At 55.1% G+C, this 17,427-nt stretch carries 18 protein-coding genes; 14 read left to right on the top strand and 4 right to left on the bottom strand.

Annotated features, from left to right (window positions below; translation table 11 throughout):
* Positions 1-152 precede the first annotated feature (152 nt).
* Positions 153-1,304, top strand: coding sequence for a GGDEF domain-containing protein (locus tag HFD94_RS06205; RefSeq protein ID WP_122888950.1), 1,152 nt, complete (start codon positions 153-155; stop codon positions 1,302-1,304).
* Here HFD94_RS06205 and ychH read toward each other — a convergent pair.
* Positions 1,301-1,576 (bottom strand): stress-induced protein YchH, encoded by a 276-nt coding sequence (gene ychH / locus HFD94_RS06200; protein ID WP_010245880.1) that lies wholly within the window; start codon positions 1,574-1,576, stop codon positions 1,301-1,303. The genes HFD94_RS06205 and ychH overlap by 4 nt on opposite strands.
* A 255-nt stretch (positions 1,577-1,831) precedes the next feature.
* On the opposite strand from ychH, the gene pth reads away from it, so the two are divergent.
* Both pth and ychF read left to right on the top strand, forming a co-directional pair.
* On the top strand, positions 1,832-2,419 hold the full coding sequence (gene pth, locus HFD94_RS06195; RefSeq protein WP_010245882.1) for an aminoacyl-tRNA hydrolase: 588 nt from the start codon (positions 1,832-1,834) through the stop codon (positions 2,417-2,419).
* A 108-nt stretch (positions 2,420-2,527) separates the two neighbouring features.
* Entirely contained in the window at positions 2,528-3,619 is a 1,092-nt protein-coding gene (gene ychF / locus HFD94_RS06190; protein ID WP_010245885.1) for a redox-regulated ATPase YchF, read from the top strand.
* A gap of 195 nt (positions 3,620-3,814) precedes the next feature.
* Here ychF and HFD94_RS06185 read toward each other — a convergent pair whose 3' ends face one another.
* The 3 genes from HFD94_RS06185 to HFD94_RS06175 all read right to left on the bottom strand — a co-directional run bounded on the left by HFD94_RS06185 (position 3,815) and on the right by HFD94_RS06175 (position 6,600).
* A complete protein-coding gene (locus HFD94_RS06185; RefSeq protein WP_010245888.1) occupies positions 3,815-4,456 on the bottom strand; it encodes a response regulator transcription factor in 642 nt (213 codons plus the stop codon).
* Complete coding sequence (locus tag HFD94_RS06180; protein ID WP_167432922.1) at positions 4,453-5,928, bottom strand: PAS domain S-box protein; 1,476 nt, start codon at positions 5,926-5,928, stop codon at positions 4,453-4,455. Before HFD94_RS06180 ends, HFD94_RS06185 begins: the two co-directional genes overlap by 4 nt.
* A gap of 126 nt (positions 5,929-6,054) precedes the next feature.
* Positions 6,055-6,600, bottom strand: a complete 546-nt coding sequence (locus tag HFD94_RS06175) for an RNA polymerase sigma factor (RefSeq protein WP_010245893.1) — start codon at positions 6,598-6,600, stop codon at positions 6,055-6,057.
* Positions 6,601-6,875: 275 nt separating this feature from the next.
* Here HFD94_RS06175 and sctW point away from each other — a divergent pair, with 275 nt between their 5' ends.
* Genes sctW through sctU form a run of 11 tightly spaced genes read left to right on the top strand, consistent with a single transcriptional unit; the run spans position 6,876 to position 17,221 of the window.
* Positions 6,876-8,018, top strand: coding sequence for a type III secretion system gatekeeper subunit SctW (gene sctW / locus HFD94_RS06170; protein WP_010245896.1), 1,143 nt, complete (start codon positions 6,876-6,878; stop codon positions 8,016-8,018).
* A gap of 10 nt (positions 8,019-8,028) precedes the next feature.
* Positions 8,029-10,152, top strand: coding sequence for a type III secretion system export apparatus subunit SctV (gene sctV / locus HFD94_RS06165; RefSeq protein ID WP_033771569.1), 2,124 nt, complete (start codon positions 8,029-8,031; stop codon positions 10,150-10,152).
* 2 nt (positions 10,153-10,154) lie between these two features.
* Positions 10,155-11,021 (top strand): FHA domain-containing protein, encoded by an 867-nt coding sequence (locus HFD94_RS06160; RefSeq protein ID WP_122888952.1) that lies wholly within the window; start codon positions 10,155-10,157, stop codon positions 11,019-11,021.
* The gene (gene sctN / locus HFD94_RS06155; RefSeq protein ID WP_122888953.1) at positions 11,021-12,379 is read left to right on the top strand and encodes a type III secretion system ATPase SctN; all 1,359 of its coding nucleotides are present in this window, start codon (positions 11,021-11,023) and stop codon (positions 12,377-12,379) included. The genes HFD94_RS06160 and sctN overlap by 1 nt, the downstream gene beginning before the upstream one ends.
* Positions 12,357-12,821, top strand: coding sequence for a hypothetical protein (locus HFD94_RS06150; protein ID WP_029519026.1), 465 nt, complete (start codon positions 12,357-12,359; stop codon positions 12,819-12,821). Before sctN ends, HFD94_RS06150 begins: the two co-directional genes overlap by 23 nt.
* Complete coding sequence (locus tag HFD94_RS06145; RefSeq protein ID WP_122888954.1) at positions 12,818-13,357, top strand: type III secretion system HrpP C-terminal domain-containing protein; 540 nt, start codon at positions 12,818-12,820, stop codon at positions 13,355-13,357. The genes HFD94_RS06150 and HFD94_RS06145 overlap by 4 nt, the downstream gene beginning before the upstream one ends.
* On the top strand, positions 13,354-14,397 hold the full coding sequence (locus HFD94_RS06140) for a FliM/FliN family flagellar motor switch protein (protein WP_167432921.1): 1,044 nt from the start codon (positions 13,354-13,356) through the stop codon (positions 14,395-14,397). Before HFD94_RS06145 ends, HFD94_RS06140 begins: the two co-directional genes overlap by 4 nt.
* A gap of 5 nt (positions 14,398-14,402) precedes the next feature.
* Positions 14,403-15,056, top strand: coding sequence for a type III secretion system export apparatus subunit SctR (sctR, locus tag HFD94_RS06135; protein ID WP_010245912.1), 654 nt, complete (start codon positions 14,403-14,405; stop codon positions 15,054-15,056).
* Between the two features lie 7 nt (positions 15,057-15,063).
* Positions 15,064-15,324, top strand: a complete 261-nt coding sequence (sctS, locus tag HFD94_RS06130; protein WP_010245915.1) for a type III secretion system export apparatus subunit SctS — start codon at positions 15,064-15,066, stop codon at positions 15,322-15,324.
* Positions 15,324-16,139: a type III secretion system export apparatus subunit SctT gene (gene sctT, locus HFD94_RS06125; protein ID WP_010245919.1), complete on the top strand. Its 816-nt coding sequence runs from the start codon at positions 15,324-15,326 to the stop codon at positions 16,137-16,139. The genes sctS and sctT overlap by 1 nt, the downstream gene beginning before the upstream one ends.
* Entirely contained in the window at positions 16,136-17,221 is a 1,086-nt protein-coding gene (gene sctU, locus HFD94_RS06120; RefSeq protein WP_033771566.1) for a type III secretion system export apparatus subunit SctU, read from the top strand. The genes sctT and sctU overlap by 4 nt, the downstream gene beginning before the upstream one ends.
* The last annotated feature ends 206 nt before the right edge of the window (positions 17,222-17,427 follow it).

Raw genomic sequence — 17,427 nt, 5'->3', positions numbered from 1 at the left:
CTTCTTTTTCTGATATTTTCGCGATAAATTTCCCCAAAATCGCCTATTTTCAACGCCACCCACTCTTTTGATAAAACGCCGCGTTCCCCGCTTCTGCCCTGTGCCGTTAAGTGGTAATTTGCAGCGCACTTTTCATAAGAACCCTGACCGCCATGAGCCTCGATATCTATACGTTATTTGTTTGCGAGCTTTATGTGCTGGGGTTTCTTAGCATCATCATGTTTTTTGCCTGGATCGGATCGCAGTATGATCGCGTTCTCGGCTTCACCTGCCTGTCGCTGGTTTTTACCCTGATTGCCGTATTCTTAAGTAGCCTGCGCAGCAGTGGCCTGCATTTCCTGCCCGTTGCAGTGGGTAACGTTTTAGTGATGCTGGCTTACGGCGGATTGTTAAATGCGTTCCGGCGCTTCTGCGGTAAGCCCATCGGCACTCACTGGCTGCTGGGCGCCCTGCTCTGGGCACTCCTCTGCTGTTTCCCGGCGTTCTATTACAGCTTACCCAAACGGGTGCTGGTGCTCTGCATCGCCTGCATTGCCTATACCGCCGCACTGATCCAGCTGGTCTGGCTGGCGCGTGCCACGCTAAAGGTGACCTTCTGGCCTGCACAGCTGCTGCTGTGGATCCATTTGCTGTTTCACCTCGCTCGCCTGTTTCTGGATAGCGCGATTCCCAGCACGCTGCCTGGCGCCATTGGCGGATCAAACTTCTCAATTTACGTCATCCTGGAATCGATTCTGTTTGTCATCGGTCTGACATTTACTATCCTGGCCATGGTGAATGAACAGATGCAGTCAGTCTTAAAGCATGCCTCAATGCACGATCCTCTGACCAGCGTCTGGAATCGTCGGGCTTTATTTAATGAAGCAGAGAAGATTGTGGCGCGATGCCGCCGTCAGAACCGACCTTTTAGCGCGATACTGTTCGATCTGGATCATTTTAAGAGCATTAACGATCGATATGGCCATCAACAGGGCGACCAGATATTGATTCACTTTTGCGACATTGTCAGAGGATTGATACCGGCTGAGGGGCGTTTTGCGCGACTGGGCGGAGAGGAGTTTGCGGCGATAATTCCCGTGGCGGCAAAAGATGCAGAAGTCTGGTGTGAGACGATTCGGCAGGCTGTCTGTGCGTCACAACCCAATTCAATCACCTACTCAGTGAGCATTGGATTTGCTTCTGTCACGCATCAGCAGCAGGGTTTTGACGATTTACTCGCACTGGCGGATAAAGCGCTCTATCACGCCAAGGCCAGCGGCCGGAACCGCATCGCGCAGCATCCGGTCACTGCTGGCATCAGTTAATGGTGAGAATTGTGTGACCGGCGACAACGTTTGTCATAGTGACGATGCCAGTAATAACGATCTTCAACCTTTTCACGACCACTCAGACCCGCCCCGACCAGCCACATCATTGCACCAACAAAGATGCCGAGGATTGCGCCCTGCGCCAGCGCATCTGGCAGATCAAGCGAGGGAAGCTGGTTCATAATTGAGAAACCCACGCCCAGCACCATTGTGACTAATCCCAGTACCATCAAGCTGTTACCCGCTACACGGCAGTGTTGATGTTTCATGCTGCACCTCCATCCATATGAGTCAATAACCGCACACAATGTTAAGTGCCATAAGCTTAGGCAATGGGTGAAGATAACGTTGCGGAGTGGATCACACATCAGCCATAAATAATTAACTGGCCCTGATTGCAGCCTGTTGATTTCGATGGAAAATGATTAATCACCGTCATGAACCATTTCGCTGCTTGTACTTTGTCATCTCGCCCGTGGCGAAGTAAACTAACGCCCTTTCGCGATAACAGCAGGATAATCATTGTGAGCAGCATTAAACTGATTGTGGGCCTTGCCAATCCAGGCGCTGAATATGCCGCCACGCGCCACAATGCGGGTGCCTGGTATCTGGATTTACTGGCTGAGCGCCACAATCAGTCACTGAAAGAGGAAGGCAAATTCTATGGCTATACCGCGCGCCTGGCGATAGCCGGAGAGGATGTGCGCCTGCTGGTGCCGACCACCTTTATGAACCTGAGCGGGAAAGCCGTGGCGGCGATGGCGACCTTTTATCGCATCGCGCCAGAAGAGATCCTGGTGGCGCATGATGAACTCGATCTGCCACCCGGCGTGGCGAAGTTCAAGCAGGGCGGCGGGCATGGCGGCCATAACGGGCTGAAAGATATCATCAGTAAACTGGGCAACAACAACAATTTCCATCGGCTGCGCATCGGTATCGGGCATCCCGGCGATCGCAACAAGGTGACCGGATTTGTGCTGGGCAAGCCGCCCGCCAGTGAGCAGAAGCTGATTGATGATGCCATTGATGAGGCGGCGCGCTGCACCGAACTGTGGCTGAAAGAGGATCGTATCAAGGCGATGAACCGGCTGCACGCCTTCAAGCCTGCTTAAACGCCCGAATCGTCGTGATTCCGTGTATAATGCGCGAAATTTTTCAATTCGTCTCCGACAGTCCGCCTTCTAACGCACTGTCCATCCAGTTATAAAGGGTATCAAACCATGGGATTCAAATGCGGTATCGTGGGCCTGCCGAACGTCGGTAAATCCACTCTGTTTAACGCGCTGACTAAAGCGGGCATCGAAGCGGCTAACTTCCCCTTCTGCACCATTGAGCCAAACACGGGCGTGGTGCCGATGCCTGACCTGCGTCTCGACCAGCTTTCTGAGATTGTTAAGCCGCAGCGCGTGGTGCCGACTACCATGGAATTCGTCGATATCGCCGGTCTGGTAAAAGGCGCGTCAAAAGGTGAAGGCCTGGGCAACCAGTTCCTGACCAACATCCGTGAAACCGAAGCGATCGGCCACGTGGTGCGCTGCTTTGAAAACGACAACATCATCCACGTGGCGGGTAAAGTGAACCCGGCTGAAGATATTGATGTGATCAACACCGAGCTGGCGCTGTCCGATCTTGAAACCTGTGAACGTGCGATTCAGCGCGTGCAGAAGAAAGCCAAAGGCGGCGACAAAGATGCTAAGGCTGAGCTGGCTGCGCTGGAGAAGTGTCTGCCGCATCTTTCTGAAGCGGGCATGCTGCGTTCACTGAATCTGGATGAGGACGACAAAGCGGCAATCCGCTATCTGAGCTTCCTGACTCTGAAACCCACCATGTACATAGCTAACGTCAATGAAGATGGTTTCGAGAACAACCCGTACCTGGATCAGGTGCGCGCTATCGCCGAAGCGGAAGGTTCAGTCGTGGTGCCAGTGTGCGCCGCCGTTGAGTCGGACATTGCTGAGCTGGAAGATGAAGACCGTGACGAGTTCATGGCAGAGCTGGGACTGGAAGAGCCAGGCCTGAACCGCGTTATCCGCGCTGGTTACTCCCTGCTGAACCTGCAGACCTACTTCACCGCTGGCGTAAAAGAAGTGCGTGCATGGACTATCCCGGTTGGCGCGACGGCTCCGCAGGCTGCTGGTAAAATCCATACCGACTTCGAGAAAGGCTTTATCCGCGCCCAGACCATCGCGTTTGAAGATTTCATCGCTTATAAAGGCGAGCAAGGTGCTAAAGAAGCCGGCAAGATGCGTTCAGAAGGTAAAGAGTACATCGTGAAAGATGGCGATGTGATGAACTTCCTGTTCAACGTCTGATTAAATATTGTTGTCTCATGGGGTTCCATCAAAACCATGAAGTCTGACAGACTCCCTAAAATCCACGCCATGGCGTGGATTTTTTATTATGCGGTCGGGGTAAAATTCAGGCGGACACGTCCTTCCCATTAGCCGTGCTGCAAAATACTTTCAGATCGACCCCGCCCGAGGCTTATCAGGCGGAGCCTTAAGACGTTATTGCACCAGGTTATGCTGCAGGGAATATTTCACGATATGGGCATTATTGGTAAATTTCATTCGCTTCATCATGCGTGATTTATAGGTGCTGACGGTTTTATTACTGATGGAGAGCGCATCGGCTATCGCATTAATCGACTCCCCGTGGGCCAGCATGATCATGATTTGCCGTTCGCGCATCGTCAGGCTCTCATGAGGCGCACGATTATTGCTCTGGTAGTCGGAGAAGATAATCTCCTGTGCCAGATCGTGATCGATATAGCGTGATCCCTGCGCCACGGTACGAATCGCTTTGAGTAAAACATCCGGCGACTTGTCTTTGGTGATATAGCCCAGCGCACCATTATTTAACACCCGCCGGGTAATTTGCGGTTCGTTGTACATACTCAATACCAGAATGCGCAGCCGGGGATAGAGAGGCATCAGGCGGGTAATCAGATCTTCTCCGCTCATGCCAGGCATCGAAATATCGAGCAGCAGCAGATCGACTTCGTGCTGACGCAGGCGCTCCAGCACCTGGCCGCTATCCGATGCTTCGCATACCACGTCGATATTGTCATCAAGAGCAAAAATTTGCTTCAGGCCCTCGCGCATAATGGCATGATCGTCGGCAATCATCAGACGTATGCATTTACTCATCGGTTAATACTCCCGGTTTTCGGACAGGATGCGACTGATTTAGCGCTTACAGAGAGGGGGAATTTCAGTTTAACCCGGGTCCCTTTACCAGGTGTACTATCGATGGTCGCTTCTCCATTTAGCATGCGTCCTCGCTCCCTGATGCCGTGCAGCCCACACGTCCCTTTCTTCACTCGATTCAGATGAAAACCTTTACCGTTATCGACAACTTCGATGAGCAGCGCATCCGGCATGAGTTTGACGAAGATATAAACATTGCTGGCTCTGGCATGGCGGACGACATTGGTGAGAGACTCCTGTACCACGCGAAACGCCGCCGTCAGCGTTGCTTCATCCAGCACCACGGTATGTTCATCAGGTGCCAGTAAAATGCAGCGGATTCCATTGTTTTTTATAAACTGATCGCACAACCATTCCAGCGCCGGAATTAAACCAAGATTGAGAACGTTAGGCCGCAGGCGGGTCGAGACATCCCGTACCACCTGAATCGTGCTGTCCAGATGCACCATCAGCTGCTGAATTTTTGCCTGCTGCGCATCGACAGGCTGATCTTTACGCATCGCCAGCAGCGACAACCCTGTACGCAGAGCGGTTAAATGCTGGCCCAGCTCGTCATGAATATCACGCGCCAGCTGTTTTTTTTCCGCTTCCCGCGCCCGCTCGAGATTATGAGTTAACTGCCGCAACTCCTCTTCGGTCTTGCGGATTGCGGTGATATCGCGCCCAACCGCCAGCACGCTAACCAGCTCGCCCTGTAAATCATATTCCGGCACGCAGCGCACATGCAGGGTACGTTTATCACCCTGATGCTTTACCACCAGCTCATCTTCGGCCACTTTCTCATCAACCATCGTGCGTGAGACCAGCTTAAACAGGCTCAGTCCAATCCCCCCGCGCTGCACGCTTTCAGTCAGCGGCACCCGACTGATATCGTTTTCGCTAAGATTAAACCAGCTGCGGACCGCCAGGTTGGCATAGAGGCAGCGGGTCTGCAAATCAAACCGTAAAATGAGGTCGGGAGAATTTTCCACTACCTGATGCAGCTGTTTTTCCCGAAGTTGCTGCTGCTCTTTTTGCCGGCGAATTTCATGCATATCGCGCACAATGCATAAGATATGCAGCTCACCATCCTGGTGATATCCGCTACAACTCACTTCTACGGGAAAAACGTTATGCCGGCCGGTATGATGTGAAGTGAATTGTATCCCTTCAGGGCGGGTACTGAGTTTCCACCACAGGGCAAAAACATCATTGTCGCGCAGCTCTTTATCAATGATGTCAAAGCTGAGCTGCGAAAATGCCTCGCGGGAATATCCCGTCAACTGGCAGGCCTTTTCATTGACATATTTGATATGCAGCTGGCTGTCTATCAAATATATCGCATCATGAATTTTGTTTAAGGCAATATTTGATAAACCGGTGATAGTAGTTTTGTCATTGTCATTCTGGTCAGATACACCCTGTAAAAGCATTATTCCCTCCACGGATTTATCAAGCCGCAGAGAATAACGTTCCGACGGCATGATAGTCATAACCCGCTAAATATTAACGAGCTGATAAGCTTAGCAGTTAAATTGCCATTTTTCGCAGGCCCATATTCAGGCGTAAATTCTCCCCTTTAATGTTTCCCGCGCGCGTGAGAGCCGAGAGCGCACGGTGCCTACCGGGATTTCTAACTGCTGAGCGATATCCTGATAGCTGCCCTCCTCCTCCACAAGGATAGACAGCATCACCCTGACGTCTTTCGGTAAAATTTCGAGGGATGCCAGCGTATGACTCAGTAATTGCCTGTTTTCCGTCAGATCGCTGGGATCATTATCCAGCAGCAGATCGGCGATAACTTCATCATTAAGATTATCAAACAGATAGTGGATCTGTTTTGATTTGTAGTAGTTGCGAATCAAATTAACTGCGATGCCAAATACCCACGTTTCCGGACGGGATGCGCCGCGAAACTTATGGCGATTACACAACACTTCCAGACAGGTCATTTGCAGGATGTCATCAGCATCTTCATGGCTGGCAATACGTTTTCGAATGAAATTTAACAGCTTCTTATTATGCGTAACGAAGATTTCATCCCAGTTTACGTTAATTGCTAAGGGTGACTCTGCGACAGCGGATACGAGCGTTGAATTAATCATTTTCTTATCTCTCTCATTAGTAGCAATTGATTTCGTTACATAGCAAGAGATATGCCATCTGCTGCTCAACAAATAAGCTGCTGTTTATGAAAACAATTAATTATCCATACAGAATTATCTGAGACAGTTTTTACCCTTTCTTATCGATGAATAATGCAAAAAATTGCACTGATTTCCGGATGAAATTATTTCCACTTTTTTTTACCGCTTTTTTCGGAACCGGTAAGCGTTATTTGACACAGAAAGAGAGTAATAACCATTGAGGATGGCTGGCGATGCTCAAAATACAACATGCGATACCGGCGCTGGCGCACTCGCTAAAAGCTCTGCATAAAAACACGCCACAGACAGCAGGTAAAAACGACGTGCCGGATAATGTCCGCGCGCGTGAAACCTCACTGAATGACGCGATGGAAGAAATGGGCGCCGCGTTCAGTGAAAAGATGGAACGCAGGCAAAAGGCGCAGGACCGCCGTAATGCGTCGCGGAACCAGCAGCGTGGCAAACATGCGCTCAGCAAAGTCGGAGAGCTGAATGCACTATTTTCCCTACTCGACGGCGGCGATGAACAACAAACGCTGGAGCAGATGGCGTGGCTACGTGCCGCCCTGCGCCAGAATCCGCCGCCGGATAGCGACACACTTCTGGAAAAGACCGGCGGCGATCCGGCGCGCACCGCCCTGCTACTGCGTGTGATCGGCGAACAGGCACAGGATAAAGGCGACGGGGAACTGGCCGGGCTGGCCGGGGCCCAGCTGGATAAGCTACAGCAGACCCACGGCCAGACCATTCGTGCAGGCAACAACACGGCGTCAGCCATCGCCGGGTATACCCGCGATCCGCAGCGTAAACAGTCGTTGCGCAACCTCTATTACGACGGCATCGTCCACCAGCAGTCCGCAACCAGGATGCTGGATATGCTGCTGGAGCTGATCGGCTCGCGTAATCTGATCCCGACGCTGCGTACTCTGCAGCGCGCGCTGGCGGATGATATCGCCGCACTTGCCCCCTCAATCAGCGTTATTACCCTCGGACGTATCCACCGCGGACTGCGCGATGCTGCCGGGATAAGCCAGACGCTGAGCGACAGCACTGCCTTTTTGCAGCGAATGCGCAGCAAACTGCCCAGTGTTGCTATGAACAGCCTGACTCTGGCGCGCCGGATGTTGCAAATCAGCCATAACGGCGCTTATCAGAGTGATTTTACCGGGCTGGCAGACGAGATTGTCGGCCAGAACAGGCAACATCTGCCGCTCTTTTTTAGCTCGCTTTTTCCGCTCCTGCACGGCGTGCCAGCCTCGCTGTGGCCCGCTCAGGAAAATCGTGACAACGCGTTAAAACTGCTGCGCGGCATGATTACGGACGTCACTAAAACTGAACAGCAACAGCAACGCCGCAACCGGAACGCTGCGTCGTGAGGCAACAAAGATGAATACCCTGTTTCAGATATTGAATCGAATCGCGATCAGCGCCATGCAACGCTCCGAAGTGGTGGGTGCGGCTTTTGCCATGGCGCTGGTGTTTATGCTTATTATTCCCTTACCGCTGCCATTAATTGATGCGCTGATAGCGGTGAATATCTGCCTGTCATCTCTGCTGGTCGTGCTGGCCATGTATCTGCCTAAGCCGCTGGCGTTCTCAACCTTTCCCGCCGTGCTGCTGCTCACCACCATGTTCCGCCTGGCACTCTCTATCTCCACCACCCGCCAGATCTTAATTCAGCAGGATGCGGGCCATGTGGTGGCGGCTTTCGGTAACTTTGTGGTGGGCGGCAACCTTGCGGTAGGGATGGTGATGTTCCTGATCCTGACTGTGGTGAACTTCCTGGTCATTACCAAAGGTTCCGAAAGGGTAGCCGAAGTGGCTGCGCGTTTTACCCTTGATGCAATGCCAGGTAAGCAGATGTCCATCGACAGCGATCTGCGCGCCGGACTGATTGATGGGGTACAGGCCAGAAACCGGCGTAATGAACTGGCAAAAGAGAGTCAGTTATTCGGGGCGATGGATGGCGCGATGAAGTTTGTTAAAGGTGACGCTATCGCCGGGCTGGTGATTGTCGTGATTAACCTGATTGGCGGCATCAGTATTGGCGTGCTGCAGCTGGGCATGCCTGCTGGCGAAGCGATGCATATCTACTCGATTCTGACCATCGGTGACGGACTGATTGCACAGATCCCTGCGCTGCTGATCTCGCTGACCGCCGGGATGCTGATTACCCGCGTCTCGTCCGACAATGAGCAGACGGCTGACAATAATATCGGCCGCGAGATTGCCGAGCAGTTAACCAGCCAGCCGAAAGCCTGGCTGCTCTCCTCAATGGGGATGGTGGGCTTTGCCCTGCTGCCAGGTATGCCAACGGCAATTTTTCTGCTGCTGGCCGCGCTGACGATGATTAGCGGCGGTTTTCAGATCTGGCGTGTCAGAAAGACCCTGAGCCTTGCGCAGCCGCAAATGGAAAATGAGGTCATTCCCCCTGAGCTGAACGGCAAGGAGGATTTACGTCAGTTCAACCCAACACGACCTTATCTGATCAATTTCTCGTCCTCATGGCGCGGCCATCCGGAGATGCTGGAGCTGGTGCAGGATATTCGCCGCCTGCGTAACCGTATCGTTTACCACTTCGGCTTTACCCTGCCAGCGTTCGATATCGAGTTTCTCGACCAGCAGACGGAAGATGAGTTTCGCTTCTCGGTTTATGAAATCCCGAAAGTAAAAGGGACATTTAACGTGTCGCATCGGGCGGTGAAACGCCGCTGGCTGGACGAGATCGCGTCAACCGACAGGGAAAGCGTGGCAGAGGGCGACGAGCAGCGTCAGGAAGGCGATCTTATCTGGCTGGCGGCGGATCATCCGCTGCTGCAAAACGAAGAGGTCGAGCGCTGGACGGCGCGCGAAATCCTGGTAAAGCGCATGGAGAACGCTATTCACGCCAGCAGCCCGCATTTTATTGGTCTGCAGGAAACCCGCGCGCTGGTGAGCTGGCTGGAATCAGAGCAGCCGGAGTTGTCGCAGGAGTTACAGCGCGTGATGCCCCTCTCACGTTTCTCCAGCGTCCTGCAAAAACTGGTTTCAGAACGTATTCCGCTGCGATCGGTTCGGGCAATTGCCGAAGCGCTGATCGAGCATGGGCAGCATGAGCGCGACATCTGGCTGCTGACCGACCAGGTGCGCATTTCGTTAAAAAATCATCTCTGTTACCAGTATGCCCGTCCGGACGGCCTGCATGTCTGGCTGCTGACACCGGAACTGGAAGAACAGTTGCGTGACTCGCTTCGTCAGACGCAAAACGATCTGTTCTTTGCGCTAACCCATGAGCAGATCAGCGCCATTCTCCCGCTCATCGCCAACGCATTCCCGGTTGACACCCCGGAAAGCGCGGTGCTGCTGGTCGCCCAGGATTTGCGCAGCCCGATGCGCGGGCTTATTCAGGAAGAGTTCCACTATGTGCCGGTGCTCTCGTTTGCAGAGCTGCAACCCAATCTCGCAGTAAATGTGCTGGGCCGTATAGAGCTCGATCCGGCCGCTTACTCACTTACCACGTGGGAGAGTTAACCATGTTCGAACTGCGCGTGCTGTCTGGCCTGCATTTAGGCGCCGCGTTACCCCTCTTCGGTGATAAATGGCTGATTGGCCACGCCGATGAGGCCGATCTGATGCTTAGCGATGCTCGCGTTGCTGCCCGCCAGTGCGAGCTGCGCCGGGAAGAGACCCGGTGGCTGGCACAACCGCACGGCGGGGAAGCCTATGCCATTAATAGTGAAGAACCTTTTCAGGTCGCTGACGTCTGGCTCTGCGTCGCGCCTATCGACACGCCGTGGGCCGCCTGTATGCCGCCTGCCACCCCTTCTATGCCAGAAGAAACTGCTGAAGCACCGAATAAGGCCATATCCCCGGTCGCTGCACGTAAAGGGATATTCACCCGCAGCATCCGCACGCTGGTCTGGAGCCTGATGTTGCTGCTCACCCTGACAGTAATGAGCTGGGTTTTGCAGCCCACCGTAGCCCAGACTCAGGTCACCTCCTCCCGGCCACTGAGTACTCCCGCAGAATTGCAGGCTCCGTTACAGAAAATGTTGCGCGAACGCGATCTGGCAAGCCTCGTGAAAGTGGACATGCATAATCAGCGAGTGCGTCTTACAGGCCGCCTCAGTAAGCCACAGATGCAAATCTATAAACGAATGCTGGAGCGCTTTAACGCAACGTACACCAGCGATATCCCGCTGGATAACCAGGTCAGGCTGCTGAAGGTCAGACTGCCGTTTCGCATTGTGCAAATCACCACCGGTAGCCGCGCCAATATTGTCACTGATGATGGGCAGCGTCTGTTTATCGGCGATGAAGTAGACAACCTGCGGCTGGTGGCGATTACCAGTACCCAGATCGAGTTTAACGGGCGCGATAACATTAAGGTGAGCTGGTAATGACGATGACACTGGAGCAGTGGTATCAGCAGCAGCGGCGGCGGCTGACCTGCTTTTCGCCGGTCGAAAGCTTTGGTCGCATTACCGGGATCAGCGGGATATTGCTTGAAAGTAGCCTGCCTCAGGCGCGGATTGGCGATCTCTGCCAGATCGCCCGGGATGACGGGCAAAGCGTGCTGGCAGAGGTGGTCGGCTTTAACCCGCAGCACACGCTGCTCTCCGCCCTTGGCCAGCTCGACGGCATAGCCCGGGGCGCGCGCGTGGTTCCGCTGCGCCTGCCACACAGTATTGTGGTGTCCGACGCCCTGCTCGGCAGCGTACTTGACGGCTTTGGCCGTCCACTGGATGCAGGCCAGCCTGGCGCGTTCGCCCTGCCCGGTACGGTGGATGATGCGGTAGGCGTACTGGGCGATGCCCCGGCACCCACCGATCGTCCGCGCATCGATACGCCGCTGCCGACCGGCATTCGCGCCATTGATGGCCCGCTGACCCTGGGCGTGGGACAGCGGGTGGGGATCTTCGCCGGCGCGGGCTGCGGGAAAACCACCCTGCTGGCGGAGATTGCCCGTAATACGCCCTGCGATGTCATTGTCTTTGGTTTGATTGGCGAGCGTGGGCGCGAATTGCGCGAGTTTCTTGACCACGAACTGGATGAGGCGCTGCGCAGCCGTACGGTGCTCGTCTGCGCCACCTCCGATCGCAGCAGTATGGAACGCGCCAGGGCCGCTTTTACTGCCACTGCCATCGCCGAAGCCTGGCGCGATAAGGGTAAGAACGTGCTGTTAATCCTCGACTCCCTGACCCGCTTTGCCCGTGCCCAGCGTGAAATCGGCCTCGCGCTGGGCGAGCCACCGGGTCGCGGCGGGCTGCCGCCTTCGGTTTATACCTTATTGCCCACCCTGCTGGAGCGCGCAGGACAGACCTCACGGGGGGCCATCACCGCCCTCTATTCCGTGCTGATTGAAGCCGATTCAATGAACGATCCGGTCGCGGACGAAGTGAGATCCCTGATTGATGGCCACATTGTGCTGACCCGTCGTCTGGCGGAGCGCGGTCACTACCCGGCAATTGATGTACTGGCAAGCCTGAGCCGAACCATGAGCAACGTTGCGACTCGCGAGCATAGCCGCGACGCCACGCAGCTGCGCCGCATGATGTCCGCCTGGCAGCAGGTAGAAATGTTAATCCGCCTGGGAGAATACCAGCCGGGACATGATGCCATGACCGATGCGGCAGTATCGGCTCAGGAGGCGATAAATGGCTATCTGCAACAGGCGATGCACGCGCCCTGCGGATATGACGACACACTGCATTACTTAGCGGAGGTAAGCCAGCATGCGCCGTCATCCGCTACCTGATCACGACATCACGACTGATGAGGGCAGCGCTGAATTGCAGCAGGCCTTCTCTCTGCTGCTGCCAATTCGCCGCCAGCGCTTACGCCGCTGCGAACGGTTGCAACGGCAAGCGGAGCAGGCGCTGTGCGAAACGCAACGTCAGTCAGCCGAGGCGGAACACCAGCTTGAAGCCGCACAACAGCATTATCAGCAACTGCGCGATAGCTTTGCCGGACACCACCAGTCGGGACTGCAAAAACAGGAGCGTCTGGTCGGAGGATTGGCCCGGGAGCGCCAGGCCAGCGACGCGGTGAGTGGGCAGCGTAATCAGTTGCAACAGTGCCGCGCACAGCAGGTCATGCAACAACAACAGGTGCAGCACACACAGCAGCAAACACAGGCGCGTCTGCGCGATGTGGAAAAACTGGAATATCTGATGGCGCACAGCGAGGCATTACGATGACAGCCTTACCCCACCCCCCGCAAAATAATCCAGCGCCGCCTGCACGGCCGGAGGTGCAGCGCCGTTCGCCGCAGACCGGACCTTCAGACGTCGCGACATCCGAGCGTAAATCCCGCACCGAGCCGTTTCGCGAAGAGGGTTCGCTGTTCGACGCGCTGTTGCTCATCCCCAGCGAACTGCCGCAACCGCTTATCATACCCTGGGAAGGCTCCCCCTCTTTTGGGTCACAGTTATCCCATGAGCATGTGGCTCCCGCTTCTCCGGCCAGGGCCTGGCAACAACTGGAGCCCCCCCTGTGCGCCATGGCAGAAAAGGAGCCTGCTGGCCCGATATCGATGACGCTACTGCTGCCCCTTTTAGGCGAAGTGGATGCCCGCCTGAGTCCTTTTGCCGCGGGCTGGGATATCAGCCTGCGTTTTGCGCCACCTGCCATGACGATGATGGCCGCCCATCAGGAACGCTGCCGTGAGTCCCTGCGCCGCCGGATGGCCTGCGCTGTGCGCCTGCGTTTTGAGCAGCGCGGAGGCCGGGAATGAAACCCTTATCCCTGCGCACTCTGCCGCGCGAAGAAGCCAGCCTGCGCCAGCGTATCGGCCACGGCCTTGGCTATCCTTTTACCCTTGCGGGCGAAGCGGGTGAGCTTCAGCTGCGGCTCGCCCCCCCCGGCGAGCGGCCACCGACGCAGAGCTTCTCATGCAAGGCGGGAGGGTTATCTCTGGCGGAGAGCGAAGCGCTGCTGAGTCTGTTTTCCACTTGCCCGCTGCTGCCAGAACCCGGGGCGTGCGCTGACTGGTACTGGCCGCTCTTTAACCAGCATCTCAGCCCGGCATTGCGCGCGCTATTTGGCGACCTGACGCCGCAGGACGCGCTCTGCGCACCGGTTGAGGGGATGTGGCTTGCGATTAGCGTCACGATCGGTGAGGCGCAGGCGCAAAGTCAGTTATATCTTGCGCCCGCCGCATTGGCGGCGTTGTTAAACCAGCCTGGCTGGGCTCCGCTCCCTGCACCGCTTTGCAGCGCCCTGCCGTTATCGCTGCCGATAGAACTGGGTGCGGTGTCGTTTGCTCCCTCGCAGTTACGCACACTTCGCCCCGGTGATGTGATTTTCCCTGCTACCTCGTATTTTTTCCCGACCGGTCGCGGCGAGCTTCGCCTTGCGCAATTGCACCTTAAGGGCGAATTGCTGTTCGGGGAGGGGCATCCTGCCCGTTTTCTTATTACCCGTCTGGAGAATAGTTACATGAATGTGACCCCCGAAGATAATCTGCCTGCCGATACACCTCAAGCGGATGAAGGCCTGACTGAAACAACGGCGCCTGTGGCATCACCTTTTGATGCGCTGCCGCTGGCCCTGACCGTGCGCTGCGGCCATCTCAGACTTACCCTGGGTGAGTTAAATCGTCTGGATGTCGGCTCGACGGTCACGGTCGAAAACGTCGTGCCCGGTGAAGCACTGCTATGTCACGGCGAGTTTCCGCTGGCGAAAGGCGAACTGGTCGATGTCGAAGGACGTCTGGGGTTGCAGATTACTCACATGCTGCCGGGCGTGGCGAGCGTCGGGGATGTGAACAGGTGATTCCGATGGAGATGGGGCCACTCAACCCGATTATGCTGGCGCTGTTTCTCGGCGCACTGGCACTGCTGCCGATGATGCTCATTATCTGTACCAGCTTTTTGAAAATTACGATGGTGCTGCAATTGACGCGCAACGCGATGGGCGTGCAGCAGGTGCCGCCAACGATGGCGCTCAACGGCATTGCGCTGGCGGCAACGCTATTTATTATGGCGCCGGTATTTAGCGATATGACCGACAGGCTGAAAGCGATCCCTGTCGATTTCAGCAGTATGGAGCGGCTCGAATATACCGCCGCTAATGGTATCGAACCGCTGAAAACGTTTATGCATAAAAATACCGATCCGGACATCGTCATCCATCTGCAGGAAAATGCCCAGCGTATGTGGCCAAAGAAAATGGCAGATTCGGTCACCCCCGACAATATGCTGCTCATTATCCCGGCCTTCGTGCTATCGGAGCTGCAGAACGGTTTCAAAATCGGCTTTCTGATCTTTATTCCTTTTATTGTCGTTGACCTGATCGTCTCGAATATCCTGCTGGCGCTCGGGATGCAGATGGTGTCGCCGATGACCGTTTCGCTGCCACTGAAGATCCTGCTGTTTGTGCTCATCAGCGGCTGGACGCGGCTGCTCGACGGCCTGTTCTACAGCTATTTATGAGGTCATCATGGATATTCTGACGCTGTTTCGCCAGGGGTTACTGCTGGTGGTTATCCTCTCCGCGCCGCCGCTGCTGGTGGCAGTGATCTCCGGGGTAATTATTTCACTGGTGCAGGCCGCGATGCAGTTGCAGGATCAGACCCTGCCGTTCTGCATCAAACTTATCGCGGTCGGCCTGACGCTGGCGCTTACCGGGCGCTGGGTCGGTGTTGAACTGATGGAGCTGGCGCAGGCGGCGTTTGCGATGATGTCAACGGTCAGTTCCTGATGCTGACAGGTTACCCACTCACCGATACGTTTCATGCCATCCTCGCGCTGGGACTTGGCATGGCGCGCATCTTTCCCTGCCTGTTACTGACACCAATATTCTCTTTTAGCGTCATAAAAGGGCTGCTGCGAACCGCCATTGCTGTGGCGCTGGCGCTGTTTATCGCCCCAGGCATCAAAGAACAAATTGATGTGCTTGAGCCGACAATGATGGCGCTGGCAGGGCTGGTACTCAAAGAGTTGATGATAGGCACCCTGCTCGGATTGTTGCTGGCGTTGCCTTTCTGGCTGTATGAGTCTGTCGGTGCGTTATTCGATAACCAGCGGGGTGCCTTAATGGGTGGGCAAATTAACCCCCAGCTGGGGCCGGATGTGACGCCTCTGGGTAAGTTAATGCAGCAGGTGCTGATATTGCTGCTGGTCACAGGGCTGGGATTATCAACCATCACCCAGGTGATCTGGGACAGCTATCATCTTTGGTCCGCCACCCAGTGGATACCTTTCCCCGCAGAGGCAGGTTTTCACGTCTGGCTTACGCTTTTGGGGAAAATCTTCAGCGATATGGTGCTTTATGCCGGGCCGCCGGTGGCGCTGATGCTGCTGCTCGATTTTGCCATCGGTGTGATGAGTCTCTATAGCCCACAGCTACAGGCGACTGCCCTGACAATTCCGTTGAAATGCCTGCTCGGCATGTTGTTTTTTATCCTCTATCTGCCACTGCTGGACCATCTGGGTAATGCGCGGTTGTATGAACTGCGCGATCTTATCCCTGTCCTGTCGCAGATATTTGCCCCTTCAGCCGGGAGCGCACCATGAGCGAAAAAACCGAAGACGCTACACCGCAAAAACTCAGAGAGTCGCGCAAAAAAGGCCAGGTCAGCCAGAGCCAGGATATCCCTAAGCTGCTTATCTCAATCGGTATCCTTGAGACCCTGTTTGCTATGGTGGATACCGGGATGCAGCGGTTGCAGGCGATGATGCTGCTGCCGTTAACGCGTCTGCGCGACCCATTCGATCACGCGATGGAGGAAGTAATAAGTGATAGCGTCACCGTAATGCTGGTGCTGGTGGGCATCGCGTGCGCCATTGCCATGCTGCTGCGGGTGGTGGGCGGCTGGGTGCAGTTCGGCCCACTCTTCTCCACCGAAGCGCTGGCACCGAAACCGGATGCGCTTAACCCGTTTAATCACCTGAAGAATATGTTTTCCGCCCGCCAGTTTACCCAGCTTTTGACCAGCATCTTTAAAGCGGTGGTGATAGGCCTGGTGGTATGGCAGGCGATCATGCCGGACCTCGGTGGCCTTGCTCAGCTGGCGCTTGGCGATCTCAACGGTTTCTGGCAGGGGGTGATGGCGCTGTTTATGAAGGTGTCACGTCGGGTGCTGATGGTGATGCTAATAATCAGCCTGTTCGATTTTGGTATTCAGCGCTATTTCTTCCTCAAACAGCAGCGTATGAGTCATGAAGATATCAAAAACGAATTTAAGCAGAGCGAAGGCGATCCGCATATGAAAGGCCACCGCCGTCAGCTGGCTCAGGAGATCCTGAATGAAGAGCCGGTGCCTGCCCGTGAGATTAACGTGGAAGACGCGGATGTGTTGCTGGTTAATCCCACCCATTTTGCCGTCGGTCTCTATTATCGCCCGGATGAAACGCCGCTGCCGCGTCTGCTATTTAAGGCTTGCGATGAAGAGGCGCGGGCATTAATTGAAGAGGCGCAGCGTAAAAAGAGACCGGTTATCCGCTTTATCTGGCTGACCCGCACTCTGTGGCGCACCACGCGGGAAGGCGCTTATGTTCCACGCGAAACGTTAAATGCCGTCGCGCACGTCTATCGTCTGCTGCGGGAGCTGGAGGATCACTATCTGGATGAGGTGATTGAGATTCGGGAAGAATAGTGCGGAGGGTAACGCCGGACTATCTTATCAGGCAGTCACATCTGCATCTCACGGGCCTGCTGAATAAAAGCCAGTATTAAAGCGCTAAAAGTCGCCGGGGTGAAACCGGCAAGCGGTTGCTGATAACAGAGCCGCCTGCGGTCTGCTGCAGGAAAACTGACCTAATGGAATAGCATTACCAGCACTGGCATGCGGGCAAAGAGTGC

Origin of the sequence: Pantoea sp. EKM20T, assembly GCF_011800485.1 — a bacterium.
Classification (GTDB): domain Bacteria; phylum Pseudomonadota; class Gammaproteobacteria; order Enterobacterales; family Enterobacteriaceae; genus Pantoea; species Pantoea agglomerans.
Note: the sequence above shows the minus strand (reverse complement) of the source record. Positions and strands in the feature narration are given on the sequence as shown.